The organism is Halalkalicoccus jeotgali B3 (assembly GCF_000196895.1).
GTDB classification, from domain to species: Archaea; Halobacteriota; Halobacteria; order Halobacteriales; family Halalkalicoccaceae; genus Halalkalicoccus; species Halalkalicoccus jeotgali.
On record NC_014297.1, the window covers coordinates 1216286 to 1231045 of the forward strand.

At 65.0% G+C, this 14760-nt stretch carries 18 protein-coding genes; 10 read left to right on the forward strand and 8 right to left on the reverse strand.

Features of this window, described 5'->3' with window-relative positions; genetic code table 11:
- The first annotated feature begins 5 nt into the window (after positions 1-5).
- Positions 6-1250 carry a tRNA (N(6)-L-threonylcarbamoyladenosine(37)-C(2))-methylthiotransferase gene (locus tag HACJB3_RS06275; RefSeq protein WP_008414924.1) on the forward strand — a complete coding sequence of 415 codons (1245 nt, stop codon included), beginning with the start codon at positions 6-8 and terminating at the stop codon, positions 1248-1250.
- On the opposite strand, the gene HACJB3_RS06280 is transcribed toward HACJB3_RS06275, so the two are convergent.
- From HACJB3_RS06280 to HACJB3_RS06290, 3 genes are all read right to left on the reverse strand, one after another.
- Positions 1247-2119, reverse strand: coding sequence for a mechanosensitive ion channel family protein (locus HACJB3_RS06280; protein ID WP_238532843.1), 873 nt, complete (start codon positions 2117-2119; stop codon positions 1247-1249). The two genes, HACJB3_RS06275 and HACJB3_RS06280, sit on opposite strands and share 4 nt — an antisense overlap.
- A gap of 78 nt (positions 2120-2197) precedes the next feature.
- Positions 2198-3127 (reverse strand): cation diffusion facilitator family transporter, encoded by a 930-nt coding sequence (locus HACJB3_RS06285; protein ID WP_008414926.1) that lies wholly within the window; start codon positions 3125-3127, stop codon positions 2198-2200.
- 38 nt (positions 3128-3165) lie between these two features.
- Positions 3166-3699, reverse strand: a complete 534-nt coding sequence (locus HACJB3_RS06290; RefSeq protein WP_008414927.1) for an HIT family protein — start codon at positions 3697-3699, stop codon at positions 3166-3168.
- Between the two features lie 130 nt (positions 3700-3829).
- Here HACJB3_RS06290 and HACJB3_RS06295 point away from each other — a divergent pair, with 130 nt between their 5' ends.
- Positions 3830-4030: a DUF7835 family putative zinc beta-ribbon protein gene (locus tag HACJB3_RS06295; protein WP_008414929.1), complete on the forward strand. Its 201-nt coding sequence runs from the start codon at positions 3830-3832 to the stop codon at positions 4028-4030.
- Between the two features lie 63 nt (positions 4031-4093).
- Here the strand turns inward: HACJB3_RS06295 and map are convergent, their stop codons facing one another.
- Together map and HACJB3_RS06305 are read right to left on the reverse strand one after the other, a co-directional pair.
- Positions 4094-4993: a type II methionyl aminopeptidase gene (gene map / locus HACJB3_RS06300; protein WP_008414931.1), complete on the reverse strand. Its 900-nt coding sequence runs from the start codon at positions 4991-4993 to the stop codon at positions 4094-4096.
- Between the two features lie 228 nt (positions 4994-5221).
- The gene (locus HACJB3_RS06305; RefSeq protein WP_008414933.1) at positions 5222-6124 is read right to left on the reverse strand and encodes an isoaspartyl peptidase/L-asparaginase; all 903 of its coding nucleotides are present in this window, start codon (positions 6122-6124) and stop codon (positions 5222-5224) included.
- Positions 6125-6343: 219 nt separating this feature from the next.
- Between HACJB3_RS06305 and HACJB3_RS06310 the strand changes: the two genes are divergently transcribed.
- The 3 genes from HACJB3_RS06310 (at position 6344) to icd (ending at position 8792) form a co-directional block, all read left to right on the forward strand.
- Entirely contained in the window at positions 6344-7027 is a 684-nt protein-coding gene (locus HACJB3_RS06310; RefSeq protein WP_008414934.1) for a hypothetical protein, read from the forward strand.
- Complete coding sequence (locus HACJB3_RS06315; RefSeq protein WP_008414936.1) at positions 7024-7458, forward strand: hypothetical protein; 435 nt, start codon at positions 7024-7026, stop codon at positions 7456-7458. The genes HACJB3_RS06310 and HACJB3_RS06315 overlap by 4 nt, the downstream gene beginning before the upstream one ends.
- A gap of 74 nt (positions 7459-7532) precedes the next feature.
- Entirely contained in the window at positions 7533-8792 is a 1260-nt protein-coding gene (gene icd, locus HACJB3_RS06320; protein WP_008414938.1) for an isocitrate dehydrogenase (NADP(+)), read from the forward strand.
- A gap of 149 nt (positions 8793-8941) precedes the next feature.
- Here the strand turns inward: icd and HACJB3_RS06325 are convergent, their stop codons facing one another.
- The 3 genes from HACJB3_RS06325 to HACJB3_RS06335 all read right to left on the reverse strand — a co-directional run bounded on the left by HACJB3_RS06325 (position 8942) and on the right by HACJB3_RS06335 (position 11229).
- Positions 8942-9784 carry an alpha/beta fold hydrolase gene (locus tag HACJB3_RS06325; RefSeq protein ID WP_008414940.1) on the reverse strand — a complete coding sequence of 281 codons (843 nt, stop codon included), beginning with the start codon at positions 9782-9784 and terminating at the stop codon, positions 8942-8944.
- Between the two features lie 105 nt (positions 9785-9889).
- Entirely contained in the window at positions 9890-10816 is a 927-nt protein-coding gene (gvpN, locus tag HACJB3_RS06330; protein WP_202946619.1) for a gas vesicle protein GvpN, read from the reverse strand.
- 80 nt (positions 10817-10896) lie between these two features.
- Positions 10897-11229 carry a cupin domain-containing protein gene (locus tag HACJB3_RS06335; RefSeq protein ID WP_008414955.1) on the reverse strand — a complete coding sequence of 111 codons (333 nt, stop codon included), beginning with the start codon at positions 11227-11229 and terminating at the stop codon, positions 10897-10899.
- Positions 11230-11282: 53 nt separating this feature from the next.
- Here HACJB3_RS06335 and HACJB3_RS06340 point away from each other — a divergent pair, with 53 nt between their 5' ends.
- The 5 genes from HACJB3_RS06340 to HACJB3_RS20655 all read left to right on the forward strand — a co-directional run bounded on the left by HACJB3_RS06340 (position 11283) and on the right by HACJB3_RS20655 (position 14744).
- Positions 11283-11795: a DUF5817 domain-containing protein gene (locus HACJB3_RS06340; protein WP_008414957.1), complete on the forward strand. Its 513-nt coding sequence runs from the start codon at positions 11283-11285 to the stop codon at positions 11793-11795.
- A gap of 75 nt (positions 11796-11870) precedes the next feature.
- Positions 11871-12239, forward strand: coding sequence for a response regulator transcription factor (locus HACJB3_RS06345; RefSeq protein WP_008414958.1), 369 nt, complete (start codon positions 11871-11873; stop codon positions 12237-12239).
- Entirely contained in the window at positions 12239-13330 is a 1092-nt protein-coding gene (locus tag HACJB3_RS06350) for a HEAT repeat domain-containing protein (RefSeq protein ID WP_008414959.1), read from the forward strand. Before HACJB3_RS06345 ends, HACJB3_RS06350 begins: the two co-directional genes overlap by 1 nt.
- On the forward strand, positions 13327-14148 hold the full coding sequence (locus HACJB3_RS20650) for a glycosyltransferase family 2 protein (protein ID WP_238532844.1): 822 nt from the start codon (positions 13327-13329) through the stop codon (positions 14146-14148). The genes HACJB3_RS06350 and HACJB3_RS20650 overlap by 4 nt, the downstream gene beginning before the upstream one ends.
- Positions 14109-14744, forward strand: coding sequence for a glycosyltransferase (locus HACJB3_RS20655; protein WP_238532845.1), 636 nt, complete (start codon positions 14109-14111; stop codon positions 14742-14744). Before HACJB3_RS20650 ends, HACJB3_RS20655 begins: the two co-directional genes overlap by 40 nt.
- Positions 14745-14760: the final 16 nt, after the last annotated feature.

Consider the following 14760-nt stretch of genomic DNA (forward strand, 5'->3'; position numbering starts at 1 on the left):
CGGGTATGGCCCGGTACCACATCGAGACCTACGGCTGCACCTCCAATCGGGGTGAGAGCCGCGCGATCGAGAGCGCGCTGCGCGACGCCGGCCACTACCGGGCGGCGGGTCCCGCGGAGGCGGACGTCGCCATCCTCAACACCTGTACCGTCGTCGAGAAGACCGAGACGAACATGCTGCGGCGAGCCAAGGAACTAGAAGAGGAAACCACGGACCTCATCGTCACCGGCTGTATGGCGCTCGCCCAGAGCGAGGCCTTTTCCGACGTCGACGCCCGCGTGATGCACTGGGACGAGGTGCCCCAAGCCGCGCTCAACGGCGAGTGTCCGACCCCCGGGCCGGGCGTCGAGCCCGTTTTAGAGGGCGTGGTCGGCATCCTCCCCATCGCCCGAGGCTGTATGTCGAACTGCTCGTACTGTATCACCAAGCACGCTACTGGACGGGTAGACTCCCCGACGATCGAGGCAAACGTCGAGAAGGCCCGCGCGCTGGTCCACGCCGGCGCGAAGGAACTGCGGATCACGGGCCAGGACACCGGCGTCTACGGCTGGGACGACGGGGAGCGTTCGCTCCCCGAACTGCTCTCGCGGATCTGTGCCATCGAGGGCGAGTTCCGCGTGCGGCTGGGCATGGCTAACCCCGGCGGGATCCACGGCATCCACGAGGAACTCGCCGAGGTCTTCGCCGAAAACGAGAAGCTGTATGACTTCATCCACGCCCCGGTCCAGTCGGGCAGCGACGAGGTATTGGAGGAAATGCGCCGCCAACACAAGGTCGAGAAGTTCAGGGAGATCGTCAAGACCTTCGATCGGGAACTGGACCACTGGACACTCTCGACGGACTTCATCGTCGGCTTTCCGACCGAAACCGAAGCGGACCACGAACTGAGTATGGATCTCCTACGCGAGATCCGCCCCGAGAAGGTCAACGTCACGCGCTTTTCGAAGCGGCCCAAAACGGACGCTGCCGATATGAAGGGCCTCGGCGGGACGATCAAGAAGGAGCGCTCGAAGGCGATGAGCGAGGCAAAGAGAGAAATCGTCGGCGAGGTCTACGAGGGGATGGTCGGGGACACGTGCGAGGTGCTGTGCGTACAACCGGGCACCGGCGATTCGGTGAAGTGTCGCGATCCGGCGTACAGACAGGTGATCGTCCAGAACGCCTCCGAGTACGGGATCGAGCCCGGTGACTTCTTCGAGGCCGAGATCACCGCGAGCCAGACGATGTACGCGTTCGGAAAGCCGGTCTAACGTTCTTTTCCTCCCGAGAACCGGTCTCTCGGTACGTCGCGCAGTTCGACACCCACCTCCCCGTCGAGTTCCGTCGGTCCGCCATCTCCCAGTTCGATTCCGGCTTCGGGAAGCCGGGTTGCGATCTCGCGGGCGTACTCCGAGCGCACCCTGGCGAACGACGCGCGCGTCGGATCCGCGATCCAGATCCGCGCGGAGAGTCGAACCCTCTCGTCGACGCTGGTGATCCTGACCGATGGCTCGGGAGCGTCGAGTACGTCGGGGTGGTCCTCGGCCGCGCTCACGAGCACCGCGACGGCGGTATCGAGATCGGCGTCGTGACCGAGTTCGAGCGGGAGGTCGATCCGCAGCCGGTCGTTCAACACGGGGTTGACGACGGTCGTGGTCGTGAGCGCGGCGTTCGGGACGGTGACGACCTCGTTGTCGAACGTGCGCACCCGGGTCGCCCGGAAATCGATGTCCTCGATGGTCCCCTCGCCACCCTCCCAGCGGATCCAGTCGCCGATGTTGAACTTCGGATCCGTGACGATGAAGGCGCCGCTGACGACGTTGCCGACGACGTCCTGGGCGGCAAACCCGAGTGCGACCGTCAGCGCCGCGACGACGATCGCCGAGCGATCCAACAGGTACCCCAGTCCGGCGACCCACAGTCCGGCGACGACGCTCGCGACGACCACGGCGACCGCGAGCACCCGCTGGAGCCCCCGCCGGAGCGTCGGTTCCGTGCCCCGAAGTTCCATCAGGTAGCCAGCAGCGGGTTCGACGAGAAACCGACCGAGGGCGTACGCCAACGCGACCGTCAGGAGGAACGTCGCGACGTTGTCGAGAAGCGCGGCGTACCTCGCGAACAACCCGGCGAGTCGTGGCACGATCACGCCCTCCCGAACGCATCGCTCCCCCTCAAACCTTGGCCCGGCATGCCCCTCGAACGGCCATCGGGCGGGATATCAGCCTTCGCCCTCGCTGTCGAACTCTAGCAGTCGGTCGGCCGTCTCGTCCTCTTTCCACTCGCCGAGTTCCTTCGGGTCGATGTGGACGAACACGTCGTCGACCTCGGGCAGCTCGCGTACCGCCCGAACGATCTCGGTTTCGATCCCGTGGGCTTCGAGCAGGGTTCGATCCCCCTCGACCTCGATGTGGACGGAGACGTCGATCTCGGGGCCGACGTAGTGGGCGACCACGTCGTGGACGCCCTCGACGTCGGGGTGGGCGATGGTCCGCTTGACGATCTCGGCGTGGAGGTTCTCGGGCGGGGCACGTCCGATGAGGTAGTCGACGTTGTCCCTGAGGACCTCCCAGCCGGTATAGAAGACGCCCAGCGAGACGACGGCGGCGGCCAGCGGATCCAGAACCGGATAGCCCGCACGCGCACCGAGGACGCCGATCAGCGCGGCACCGACGGTCAGGACGTCGTTTCTGCTGTCCAGTCCGGCCGCGACGAGCGCCGGCGAGTTGTAGTCGTTCCCGACCCGGAGACAATATCGGTAGAGTCCGAGTTTCGCGGCACCGGCCCCGACGAGGACGACGGCGGCGGCGGGACCGGTCGCGACCGCGATCTCCCCGGCGTACAGCGCTCGGGCGGCTCCCCAGAGGATCGCCCCGCCGGCGGCGAAGATCGCCATGGCGATGAAGAGCGACACCAGCGGCTCGATGCGCTCATGGCCGTGTGGGTGATCGACATCGGGGGGCTGGGTCGTCAGGTACAGCCCCGCGAGAACGACAGCACTGTAGATCGCGTCCGTGAGGCTGTTTACGGCCTCCGACCCGATCGCGAGACTCCCCGTCCGATACCAGACGAGTGCTTTCGCGACGACGAGCCCCAGGTTCACCCCGAGAATCAGGAATCCGACCCTGCGCACCGTCACGGCCCGGTTCACAGCGGCCGTTCACAGCGGGCGGGTATATGGCCTTCGGGCTATCCGAACCGAACGGCCCCATCGTCGCTCGCTTCCGCCCCATCGAGTCCCCCGAACGCGTCGTACAGCCGGTCGTAGGTCTCCTCTAGGGCCTGGACGATCACCTTCGTCTCCCCGATGACCGGCATGAAGTTCGTATCACCCTCCCAGCGCGGGACGACGTGGGCGTGGAGGTGATCGTCGATCGAACCGCCCGCACCCCGCCCGAGGTTGTAGCCCGCGTTGAACCCGTCCGGCGAGAACGCCGTCTCCATCGCTCGGAAGGTCCGTCGTTTCAATCGAGCGTGATCTAGCAGTTCCTCGTCGGAGAGGCCCGCGTATTCGCCGGTGTGGCGGGCGGGGATCACCATCACGTGACCGGGGTTGTACGGGTAGTTGTTCAGGAGGACCAACCCGCGGTCGCTGCGGGCGACGACGCGGTTCTCCCGGTCGGCCTCTGCGGCCTCGAACGCACAGAACACACAGCCGGTCTCCTCGTCGGGCGCGTCGCGCTCGACCCACTCGATGCGCCACGGGGCGAACATCCGGTCCATGGCTCCGAATCGGTGATCGGACTCCTTAGTTGCACCCGTCCCCGGTCGCACGCCCGTCCGTCGCCCGAGTTATATTATTAACAACCTAAAAAAGATAGATTTTTTTATGATTAGGTGGTGTACTATCGTAATGGCCGCCAAAGAACCCTCCCCCCAAACGGTGCTCGAGCGCTGTTCGAACTGCGAGCGCGAGACCGAACACACGGTCTCGCTGGAGATACGGACCGAAGGATCGAACCCCGAGACGGACCACTACTCGCGGGAACCCTACCGTTTGACGCGGTGTCTCGGCTGTGGAACTCGCCGGAGCCAGCGGATGAACAACGCCTGATTCGGTCGATTCGACCCGAGGGCGTCGAGAACGGCCCTCCCGTCGTCCGGGTCGTGGGGTCGATCAGCCCCGCGTCGTCACTTCACAGCCCTCTTCGGTGACGATGACGGTGTGTTCTTTCTGACTGACCAGTGTGCCGTCGCCCTCCTTGAGCACCGGATAACCGTGGACGAGCCCGTGGGTTTTCAGGCGGCGAAGCGCCATCTTCGGACGGTCGGTATCGAGCCATCGAGCGGCAAAGGGGAGCGTCCGAAACTCCTCGGTGATCTGTTCGAGGGCCGCACGTGCGCCCCGGTCGCGGACCGACCCCTCGCGGTCGAGCGCGAAGATCTCCTCGTCGTTGCCCTCGGTGACCTTCCCGCTGCCGTCGGTCGCGAACGGTTCGATCGCGACCACGTCGCCGACTTCCAGAGTCGTGCTCTGGGAGACCCCTCGATTGGGAATGCTCGGTTCGGTGTGCTGGTCCCAGTGGCCAAGCCCGTGTCCCGAGAGGTTGACAACGGGGTTGAACCCGTAGCCCTCGATGGTCTCCTCGATGATCCGTCCGAGTTCGCCGGTCTCGACGCCCGGTTCGACAAGTTCGATCGCGGCCTCCAGCGCTTCCTCGGGGGCCGCCGCGAGGTCGTCGTGGCCCGAGAGGTCCACGGTGATCGCGGTATCGGCCAGCCAGCCGTCGCAGTGAACGCCGATGTCGAGGTTGATCATCTCCTCGCCGAACGTCGCCTCGTCGTCGGCACTCGGGGTCGCGTGGGCGGCCTCCTCGTCGATAGAGATGTTGACGGGAAAGGCCGGCTCCCCACCGAGTTCGCGGATACGGTCCTCGGCGTACTCCGCGACGTCGAGGTGGCTCGCGCCGACCTCCACCCGGTCTGCGGTCTCCTCACGGACTTGCGCGAGGATCTCGCCGGCCTCGCGGACCTTCTCGTGTGCCTCGCTTCCCAGTTCGATCCGGCTGTCTGGCATAGGTGCGCTTCGGACGAGCGATCCAAAGCCCTTGCGTTGCGCGGTTCCGGCGGTGACCGGCGCTGTAGCGAGTCGCCGGCGGTGCGGTGGCCGGCGCGAACGGGATCGCCATCTCCGGCGACCCCGTTCGCAGGGCGGGGAAAGGCTGGCTGACTCGGAAGCGGCGCGTAACTGCGCGCCGCGACTCGGCGGTGCCTGGCTGGAAATGAAAAGGGCGAACGAGGGACGTCAGTCCCGAGTGAGGGCTTTCGTTTGCATGAGCTCGCTGTTGTAGGCACTGCCCGTTTCACCGGCCCGATCGCAGACGATGACCCCTGCAGTCGAGTCGGTGAGGTCGGCGAACTCTCCGATAGCGCGGTCGGCGGCGTTTTGGGCGCTCGCGCCGTCCTCGAGATACGAGACCGCCTGCCGCGAGAGGGTCACGCGTGCGATGTCCTCGCCCGCACCCGTGGCGCTCGCACCGCCTGCCGGGGTGCAGTAAAACCCGCCGCCGATCTGCGGGACGTCACCGACCCGTCCCGCGAGTGCGAGCCAGCGCCCGCCGGTCGACGTCGCCGCCGCGACGTGCTCGCCGTCGCTTGCGACCGCACCCACCGTATCGTGGTCCTTTGGATCCCCGTCGATATCGCGGCCGTCCGGATCCTCGGCGCTCTCACCGAAACGGTCTTTCACCCACTCTAACTGCTCTCGTGGGCCGCCCGACGGTGGTTCGAGATCGTCCCAGTGTTCGCGTGTGCGTGAAGACCAGAGGTCCTGTTCGACCTCGATCCCGTGGTCGGCGGCGAAGTCGACGGCGTGAACACCCGAGAGGAGGACGTGGGGCGTCTCCTCCATCACTGCGCGTGCGACGTCGACCGCGTGGGTCACGCTGGGCATCGAGCAGGCCGCGCCCGCCTCCCTGCGGCCGGTCATGATCCCCGCGTCGGTCCTGACGATCCCGTCGCTCTGGACCGCCCCGCCGATGCCGGCGTTGAATCGGGGTGACTCCTCCAGAACCGCGATGGCCCCGCAGACTGCCTCGACCGGCGAGGCGGTCGCCGTCCCCGTTCTCGCGGCCTCGTCGAGGACCGTCTGCCGCGATTCGGGATCCTCGGGTGTGCTCCCGGCACCGCCGTGGACGATTACGTTCACGGCTACGGATCCGACCCGATGCGCTTAACACTACCTCCTGAAAAACAATCAGAATATATATGTAATCCGAATGTGTATTGAAGGTTGAACGTGAGACGGTGAGAACCGTCCCCGTCACGTCTGGCGGTTACCGGCGGGTAAGTGGTGGCCGTTACCGATATATTGGCTGAATTATATATGTGTTCCTCGGTCAAATGTGAGTGTACTCGGAGCCCACCAATGAACTCCCAACCCCTCGATACCACGGCCGGTCAGTTCGGAACGCCCACCGACGCCGAAGGATACGACATCGACGCCGACGCCTTCGGCGAGGCCGACGAACGCGAACTCGCCCGCTTCATGTCCGAACAGACCTGCCTCGGTTTCATCTACCACGACCGCCGCGAGTACGAGGCCGCCGTCGAGGCGTTCTATCAGGTCGACCGCCACCAGTTCGCCCACCTCACCGACGAGGAGGCACGCGAGGCTGCACGAGCGCTCACGGATGCGTTTTGGGCGAAAGACGACGTCGAACAGGCTCACATCGACGGCGCGGACGTCGATCCCGAACTCGACGAAGCCGACTGGAGCCCTGTCGAGGACGCCCTGTCGCGCCGTGCCGGGATCGTCGGCATGGACCCCGAATACGCGCCCAAAACCACTGAAGCGTGGCGAAACCACAAGACCGGCGGGGATTACTGGACCCCGACGATGGTCGCCCAGAGCCACGAGATCGACGCGGCGATCGGCTCTCCCCAGGAGAAACCCAAGTACGGCCGATCGGGCTACGGCCACCTCACCACCCGGTATCTGACCGGACTCGAACTCCACGATATGCACACTGAACGCCACTGGAAGGAAGCAGCGGACGTGATGACCGACTACTACGCCGAGATCCTCGGCGCCCAGGAGGCCGACCGATGAGCGCCAACGACCGCACGTTCGATGACGCCATCACCGAGGCGAAGGCCATCCTCGAAGGTCACGACGAGGCCGAATACGAGGCACTGTCCCCGAGCGCGAAGGCGAACTACCAGGAGGCCCTGGAATTCCTCTTGCGGCTCGAGGACTCAATCGAGGACGACACGGCGGACCGAGGCGACTCCGCTGGGTCAGCGACCGGCGGACGGTCCCCGAAGGAGGCCGAAACGGCGGACGACCCGGAGTTCGAGATCGATACGGATCTCGAATCGACGATGGGCGACGATGGCGACCGGGTCGGTCCCTTCGGCGACGATGGCGACCGGGTCGGTCCCTTCGGCGGCGACGACGTGGTCGTCTACGATCCCAAGGACGACGACGGGTGGCTCTCGATGCGCTACGACGCGACGATCCCCATCGAAAACATGCGTTGAACTGACGACCGGCCGATAGCTCCGAGGGCGAATACGTAGGTCTTTTACCGCCGATTGCCGACCGTCTAGGTGATATGAGCTACGAGAAGGTCGAAGTCCCGGAGGAGGGTGACGCCATCGAGTTCGACGGCGAGGAACTCTCCGTCCCTGACACCCCCGTTATTCCCATCATCTACGGCGACGGCATCGGTGTCGACGTCGCCCCCGCCGCCCAAACGGTATTGGAAGCTGCCGCAAACGCCACCGGCCGCGACATCGCCTGGATGCGCGTCTACGCCGGCGAGGCCGCCAACGAACAGTACGGCGAGGGCGAACACCTCCCCGACGAGACCGTCGAGGCCTTCGAGCAGTTCCACGTCGGCATCAAGGGCCCGCTGACGACACCCGTCGGCGCGGGCTTTCGCAGCCTCAACGTCGCGCTTCGAAAGAAGCTCGACCTCTACGCGAACGTTCGGCCCACCTACCACCTCAACGGCGTCCCCTCGCCCGTGACGAACCCCGAGCAGATGGACATGGTCTCGTTCCGCGAGAACACCGAGGACGTCTACGCCGGCATCGAGTGGGAAGCCGGCACCGATGAAGCCGAAGAGGTACGCGAGTTCGTCGAAGAGCAGATGGGCTTCGACTCGACCATTCATGACGGGCCCGTCGGCATCGGCATCAAGCCCATCTCCGAGTTCGGCACCAAACGTCTGGTCCGGCGCGCGATCGACTACGCGCTCGAACGCGATCGCGACTCGGTGACGCTGGTCCACAAGGGCAACATCATGAAGTTCACCGAGGGTGCCTTCCGCGACTGGGGCTACGAGGTCGCAGAAGAGGAGTACGGCGAGGAGGTTATCTCCGAGGACACCCTCTGGGAGGAGCGCGACGGCGAGGCGCCCGAGGACGCGGTGGTCGTCAACGACCGGATCGCCGACAACATGCTCCAGCAGGTCCTCACACGCACCGACGAGTACGACGTGCTGGCACTACCGAACCTCAACGGCGACTACCTCTCGGACGCGTGTGGTGCCCAGATCGGTGGGCTGGGCATCGCGCCGGGCGCGAACTTCGGCGAGGGCCGATGTCTCGCAGAACCCGTTCACGGGAGCGCACCCAAATACGCGGGCCAGGACAAGGTCAACCCGACAGCGATGATCCTCTCGGGACGCTTGATGCTCGAGTATCTGGGCTGGGACGACGCGGCGGATCTCGTCCGCGATGCGGTCGAGCAGACGATCGAGTCCGGAACCGTGACCTACGACCTCGAACGCCAGATCGAGGGCGGCGAGAAGGTCGCGACCAGCGAGTTCGCCGACGCGATCGTCGAGAACATCGAAGAGATGGCCTAGGCCATCTCTTCAAGCAATCAGACGCCTTCTGCGTCTGATCACATCGAAGAGTTGGCGTAAACAACGGTTCGGGCTCTCACGGCATCGCCACGAGAACGAACCGGCATAACCAGTTTCTCTGACCTCCGAGCGAACCTCGAGAACGGTTCTCAGTCCGCCGTCATCAGTTCCCTGTCGGCGATGCTCGCCACGAACGCTTTCAGCCTCCCGTTGAACTTCTCGGACTCCTCCCAGAACGGGCTATGTCCGCTCGCCGCAAACGTTACGAGTTCGGAGTCGGGGATCTGCTCGTGCATCCATTCGCCCACCAGTCCGGGGAAGACCGCGCTGTGTTCGCCGTAGCAGAGCAGCGTCGGAACCGCGATCGTCGGGAGGAATTCCCTGAAGTCCCGCGGAACCATGTCGTTCAACATCGCCGTCGCGACCGAGGTCGGCGTCAGCATCGTCCGGGCGTAGATCTCGGCGAGGCGCTCCTCGGAGCGGGGCTCGGCGAAGAAGGCCTGGATGATCGGCTTGACTGTCTCGGAACGGTTGGCCTCGATACCACCGACCAACCCGGCGAGCGCCTCCTCTGAGAACTCGCCCATGAGCGGGAACTCCCAGCCGTCGTCGGAGTAGAACTTCGGGGTTTGGTCGATCAGGCCGATCGCTCGAACCCGTTCGTCACCGATCTCATCGAGGTACGTCATGACGATCGGCACGCCCATCGACCAGCCGACGAGCGTCGCGTCATCCAGATCGAGCGACTCCATGAGGAATTCGAGATCCGCCGCGTAGCCCGAGAGGGTGTGGCCGTCGTCGGTCTTCCCCGAGAGCCCGTGGCCTCTGAGGTCGTAGGTGACGAGGTGGTGATCCATCGCGAGCACGTCGGCGTTCTTCTGCCACCAGAACTCGGAGTCACCCGTCCAGCCGTGGACGAGTACGATCGTCTCGCCCTCGCCGCGTTCGTTGTAGTACAGCGATACCCCATCCGGTGTCTCGATATGAGTCATACTATTATAATGATCGATAATTAGAAATACGTTTTCGTCTTTTCGGCGGAATATTCGGTATGGGATGTATGCAACGCTCGGCTAGGAACGTCGAGGCGGACCGGGCTAGCTCGCCACGTCTTCGATCTCCTCGCGGATCTCCTGGACGTCCTCGAACGATTCTGCCTTCGAGCCCAGCACGTCGACACAGACCTCGACGAGTTCGTCCTCGCCGAAGGCGACCTGCCCTTCGGCGATCATGACCGCTGCGCGCGTCCCGACGTGGAGTTCGAGGCGATCACGGAGCTCGCGGACGATATCGACGATCTCCTCGATCTCTCCGTCGTCGAGATCCGAGACGCGCGACGAGACGATCTCGATCTCGGTGTCGCGCTCGTAGTAATCGAGGTGAACACCGATGAACCGGTCAAGCAGGGCGTCCTGCGGGCGGTGGACGCCGGCGTATTCCGTCGAGTTCGAGGTGAAGATCGCACGAAAGTCGGAGTCGACCTCGACGATCCGGTTTTCGCCGCGCTGGCCGGGCCGGTCGAGGACGCCCTCCTCGAAGACCGAGAGGAGAACGTTGTGGGCGGCGGGTTTCGTTCTCGAAAACTCGTTGTAGACGAGCGTCGCGCCGTTCTGGACGGCGACGGAGAGCGGGTTGTCGACCCACCGATCCCGGATGATCGACTTCTTCTTCATCACGCCCCGGACGAAGTTGTCCCGCTCTTTGTACTGGGCCTTGCCGGCGTGTTCGCCGACGAGTGATCCGGTGTCGATCAGTTCGTCGCCGTTGACCCAGACGACGGGCTGGTCGCGGGCGGCCGCGATCGAGAGTGCGAGTGCGGTCTTCCCACAGCCGGTCGGCCCGACGATGTGGACCGGTCGGGGGACGTCGAGCCAATTGCGCACGCGGTCCTGTATCGACTCGATCTCGTCGGTCTCGACGAACGAGCCGCCGATCGCCTCCTCGACGCTCGTCGGCGCGAACGTCGCGCCGTCCTCCCCATGCTCCCGTACGAACCGTTCGAGTTGGCGTTCTTCCTTGTCCATGGCTGTGTTCTCGGCCATCCCCGCTGATGAACGTGTGGATCGACAGTCGGCCGGTGACGGGAAAAAGGGCTGTGCTTGCGTCACTCGCCCCAGTCGGGGTTCGGGCGCGGCGGGCTGAAGACGTCCACCCCCCGGACGATGCTCTCGCCCCGATTCTCCGCGCCGTGGACCTCCTTGCCCGCGATAACGTACGACTCGCCCGCGTTTACCGTCTGCTCGCCGTCCTCAAGCAGGAAGGTCAACTCACCCTCGTAAATAAAGCCCGTCTGCTCGTGGTGATGGTCGTGTTTTGGGACCGTCGCGCCGGGCTCGAACTCGAAATGCTGGACGCTCATCTCCTCGCCCGCAGCGAGTTGGGCGAGGTGGACGTTCTCGACGGCCTCGGTCGTCTCCGCGAGTGGAACGTGCTCCATACCGTCTGCTCGCGCGGACGGATCTTATATATCGCCCTCTCCAATCCGGAGGCATGTACGCCGTCGTCGGCTGTACCGATTGCAACGCCCTCTGGCTCATTGAGGGGCGCCAGGAAACGGTCCGGTGTCGGGGCTGCGGGAGGACCCACCAGTACGGAAAGTTAAAACAGTTCGTCGAGACCGAGGACGCGAACCACGCCCGCGAGGTGCGCGCCTCGATGCTGGCAAGCCGGGGCGGGCACGCCGACGCCTTCGCCGCAGTCGATTCGTTCGCCGACCTCGATTCGCAGGTCGAGCGGTCCGTCATCGACGACGACGAACTGCTTGAGGGGGCGGGTATCGACGCCACGGCGGCGGCCGCGGCCGGAACCACCGAAAGCGCCTCGAAGGACCGCAGGGAGGTCGTCCTCGACGCCGTCGAACACTACGAGGAGCCGACGGCGCGGGCCGTCGTGGACTACGCCACGGAGCGGGGCATCCCGGAGGGCTACGTCGAACGGGCGCTCGAGAAACTGGTCCGCGCCGGGGAACTCACGGAGTCCGACGGCCGGTACCGCCGCCTCTGAGTTTCCTCGTCGAATTAGCCTGTCGGTAACTAAATACTTATACGCATAGTTACAGGTATACATCCTTCGAGACCCATGAACACGGACGTCTTTGTCGTCGACGACGAGCCCGAACTCCGGGAGCTAGTCTCGTTTCACCTCGAGACGGCCGGGTACGACGTGGCGACGTATCCCGATGGCGAGGCCTGCTGGCAACAGCTACAGGGGACGGATTCACCCCCGGACGTGCTGCTCGTCGACGTGATGATGCCGAACATGAACGGTTTCCAGCTGCTGAAGGCCGTTCGGGACGGCGAGGGTCTTTCGGAGCTGCCCGTCATCATGTTGACTGCCCGCGGAACCGAGACTGACGTGGTACAGGGATTCGACATCGGCGCGACGGACTACCTGACCAAACCGTTTCGCTCACAGGAACTGCTCGCCCGGATCGGGCGGTACGTCTGATGGCGCTCCCGCCCGGATTGGTATCCCGACCGTTCGTCTACGGCCTCTTAGCGGTCGTCCTCTGTTCGCTACTCGTCGTGGGACTGTTCACGGTCGGTCGTGCGATTCGGATCGAACGGCGAAACGAACGACGGGAAGCGGTCCGGCCGGCGGTTCGGGCTGCCCTGTTCGACCGGCTCGGGGGAGACGACCCCGATTGGGAGCCGTGGATAGAGGGGCTCACGCCGTCCGAGCGAGCGGTCCTCCGGGACCTGCTCGATACGCACCTCCGACTGCTCGACGGCGACGACCGCGAGCGCCTCCAACCGGCCGTCGCCGCCGTCGGAATCGATGAGTGGGCGATGCACATGGTACGGACGGGCGACCGATACGCGAAGCTCAGGGCCCTGAGTTGGCTCGCCTACGTCGACCATCGCCACGACCCAGCGCTGATCCGTCGGGCGTGTGCCGACGATCCCGCGCTCCAGGCCGCAGGGGCCCGCGTCATGGTCGAACGCGCGTACCCAAAGGCTCCGGCACGCGGGATCGCACTCCTCCTCGACGATCCGCCCGAGTCGCTCTCGGCGTTCGGTCTCGACACTCTCTACGAACTCGCCCGCACGCGGCCGGGTTTCCTCGCCGAGTACGCGGAGGCGCGATACGAACGCTGGACGGACACACTCCTGATCCAGGTGTTTCGGGTACTCCGAGTGACCGATTCGGGCGCTGCCGTCGATCGGTTCGACTGGGTCGTCGACCACTGTAGACACGATTCGCCGGACGTGCGGGCGGCCGCGATCAGAACCCTCGCCGACGGTGGCTGGCGACCCGAACTGCGCTTGCAGGTGCCGATCGACGCTCTCACCGACGACCCCTCGCCGGCGGTCCGTGCGGCGGTCTACGAGATGCTAGGAGAATGGGGCGACGCGGAAAGCGTTCGGACGCTTGCTCGGGTTGCCCGCCGAGAGGAGGATTCACGCTGCCGTCTCCGGGCTGTCCGGGCCCTCGCCCGGGGTCGACCGGACGACGATCTCGAAGCGGCCGTCAGATCGGACTTCCCGTCGCTGTGGGGCTGGGCGGTCACCGGCGAGGACCGGGTGAGCGCTCGATGATCGACGCTGCCACGTTCGTCGCACTCTCGGGGCTGTTCTTCCTCGGCTACTACCTCCTCGTGCACGCGAACTACCTGGTTCTTCACGTCCTCGCACTCGCGGAACTGCGCGAGAGCACACGCCAACGGACCTACGAACCCGCCTACCAGCCCTTTGCCAGTCGGTTCCTCCCTGGCGTGGCGATCATCGCGCCGGCCTACAACGAGGCGCCCACCATCGTCGACAGCGTCCGCTCGTTGCTGGCGGTAAAGTACGCCGACAAAGAGGTCATCGTAGTCAACGATGGTTCGACCGACGACACCTTCGCGAGACTCGACGAAGCCTACGATCTGCAGACGGTCGCGGACTACCCACTGGAGATACCGTCGGCGACGGTTCGCGGGGTCTATCGGTCAGCCGTCTCCGAGGAGCTGTTGGTGGTCGATAAGGAAAACGGCGGAAAGAGCGACGCGCTGAACGCCGCGGTCTGGATCACCGACCAGCCGCTGTTCTGTGCGGTCGACGCCGACTCGGTGATCGACCGCGACGGGCTATTACAGGCCGTCGAGCCATTTCTCGAGGACCCGAACCGGACCGTCGCGACCGGCGGGACGATCTGGGCGGCAAACGGCTGTGAGATCGAACATGGCGTCATTCGGTCGTTCGCACTCCCCTCGAGCCTGCTCGCGAAGGTGCAGGTCGTCGAGTACCTGCGCTCTTTTTACGCGGGGCGACTTGGATTGAGCCGGCTGAAGGGGTTGATCCTCATCTCCGGGGCCTTCGGCGTCTTCGGACCGACGTGGTCCGCGAGATCGGGGGGTATCGTCGCGACACCGTGACCGAGGACATCGACCTCGTGTTACGAATCCACCGCCACGCCGCCGAAATCGGGCGCGAATACCGCGTCCAATTCGTCGCCGAGCCCATCGTGTTGACGGAGGTACCCGAACGGCTGGGTGAACTGAGCCGACAGCGCCGCCGGTGGTATCGCGGATTGATCGAGACGGCCGTCGCCCATCGCGATATGATGGGACGCCGGTCTTACGGCCGCGCGGGATACGTCCTGCCCGTGTTCGTCGTCGTCGAGGTGTTCGGACCGCTCGTCGAGGGCCTCGGCTATGTAGTGGTCACGGTGGCCTTCGGCGTCGGTGCGCTGGATCTCGAGTTCTTCGTGCTGTATTTCGTGATCACGACCGGCATCGGTGTGTTGCTCTCGTGGTTCAGCGTCCTCACCATCGTCGGCGGTTTCAGCCGCTACGACCGGGTTCGACAGATCGTCGCGCTGCTCGGGATCGGCGTCCTCGAGAACCTCGGCTTCCGACAGTGGAAGGCGCTGGTTTCCTGGCACGGCCTCCTCGAGTACCTCCGAGGCGAGGACTCGTGGGGTGTCATGAGACGGAGTGGTTTCCGGGGCATCGAGGATACGGAGAGTTGAGCGGTACGGTTCCGTC

Bases quoted from the DNA above. Each gene is read 5' to 3' on its own strand.
- HACJB3_RS06275 (WP_008414924.1), top strand. From the start codon at position 6: ATGGCCCGGTACCACATCGAGACCTACGGCTGCACCTCCAATCGGGGT.
- HACJB3_RS06290 (WP_008414927.1), bottom strand. From the start codon at position 3,699: ATGGACCGGATGTTCGCCCCGTGGCGCATCGAGTGGGTCGAGCGCGAC.
- HACJB3_RS06295 (WP_008414929.1), top strand. From the start codon at position 3,830: ATGGCCGCCAAAGAACCCTCCCCCCAAACGGTGCTCGAGCGCTGTTCG.
- map (WP_008414931.1), bottom strand. From the start codon at position 4,993: ATGCCAGACAGCCGGATCGAACTGGGAAGCGAGGCACACGAGAAGGTC.
- HACJB3_RS06310 (WP_008414934.1), top strand. From the start codon at position 6,344: ATGAACTCCCAACCCCTCGATACCACGGCCGGTCAGTTCGGAACGCCC.
- HACJB3_RS06315 (WP_008414936.1), top strand. From the start codon at position 7,024: ATGAGCGCCAACGACCGCACGTTCGATGACGCCATCACCGAGGCGAAG.
- icd (WP_008414938.1), top strand. From the start codon at position 7,533: ATGAGCTACGAGAAGGTCGAAGTCCCGGAGGAGGGTGACGCCATCGAG.
- HACJB3_RS06325 (WP_008414940.1), bottom strand. From the start codon at position 9,784: ATGACTCATATCGAGACACCGGATGGGGTATCGCTGTACTACAACGAA.
- gvpN (WP_202946619.1), bottom strand. From the start codon at position 10,816: ATGGACAAGGAAGAACGCCAACTCGAACGGTTCGTACGGGAGCATGGG.
- HACJB3_RS06335 (WP_008414955.1), bottom strand. From the start codon at position 11,229: ATGGAGCACGTTCCACTCGCGGAGACGACCGAGGCCGTCGAGAACGTC.
- HACJB3_RS06340 (WP_008414957.1), top strand. From the start codon at position 11,283: ATGTACGCCGTCGTCGGCTGTACCGATTGCAACGCCCTCTGGCTCATT.
- HACJB3_RS06345 (WP_008414958.1), top strand. From the start codon at position 11,871: ATGAACACGGACGTCTTTGTCGTCGACGACGAGCCCGAACTCCGGGAG.
- HACJB3_RS06350 (WP_008414959.1), top strand. From the start codon at position 12,239: ATGGCGCTCCCGCCCGGATTGGTATCCCGACCGTTCGTCTACGGCCTC.
- HACJB3_RS20650 (WP_238532844.1), top strand. From the start codon at position 13,327: ATGATCGACGCTGCCACGTTCGTCGCACTCTCGGGGCTGTTCTTCCTC.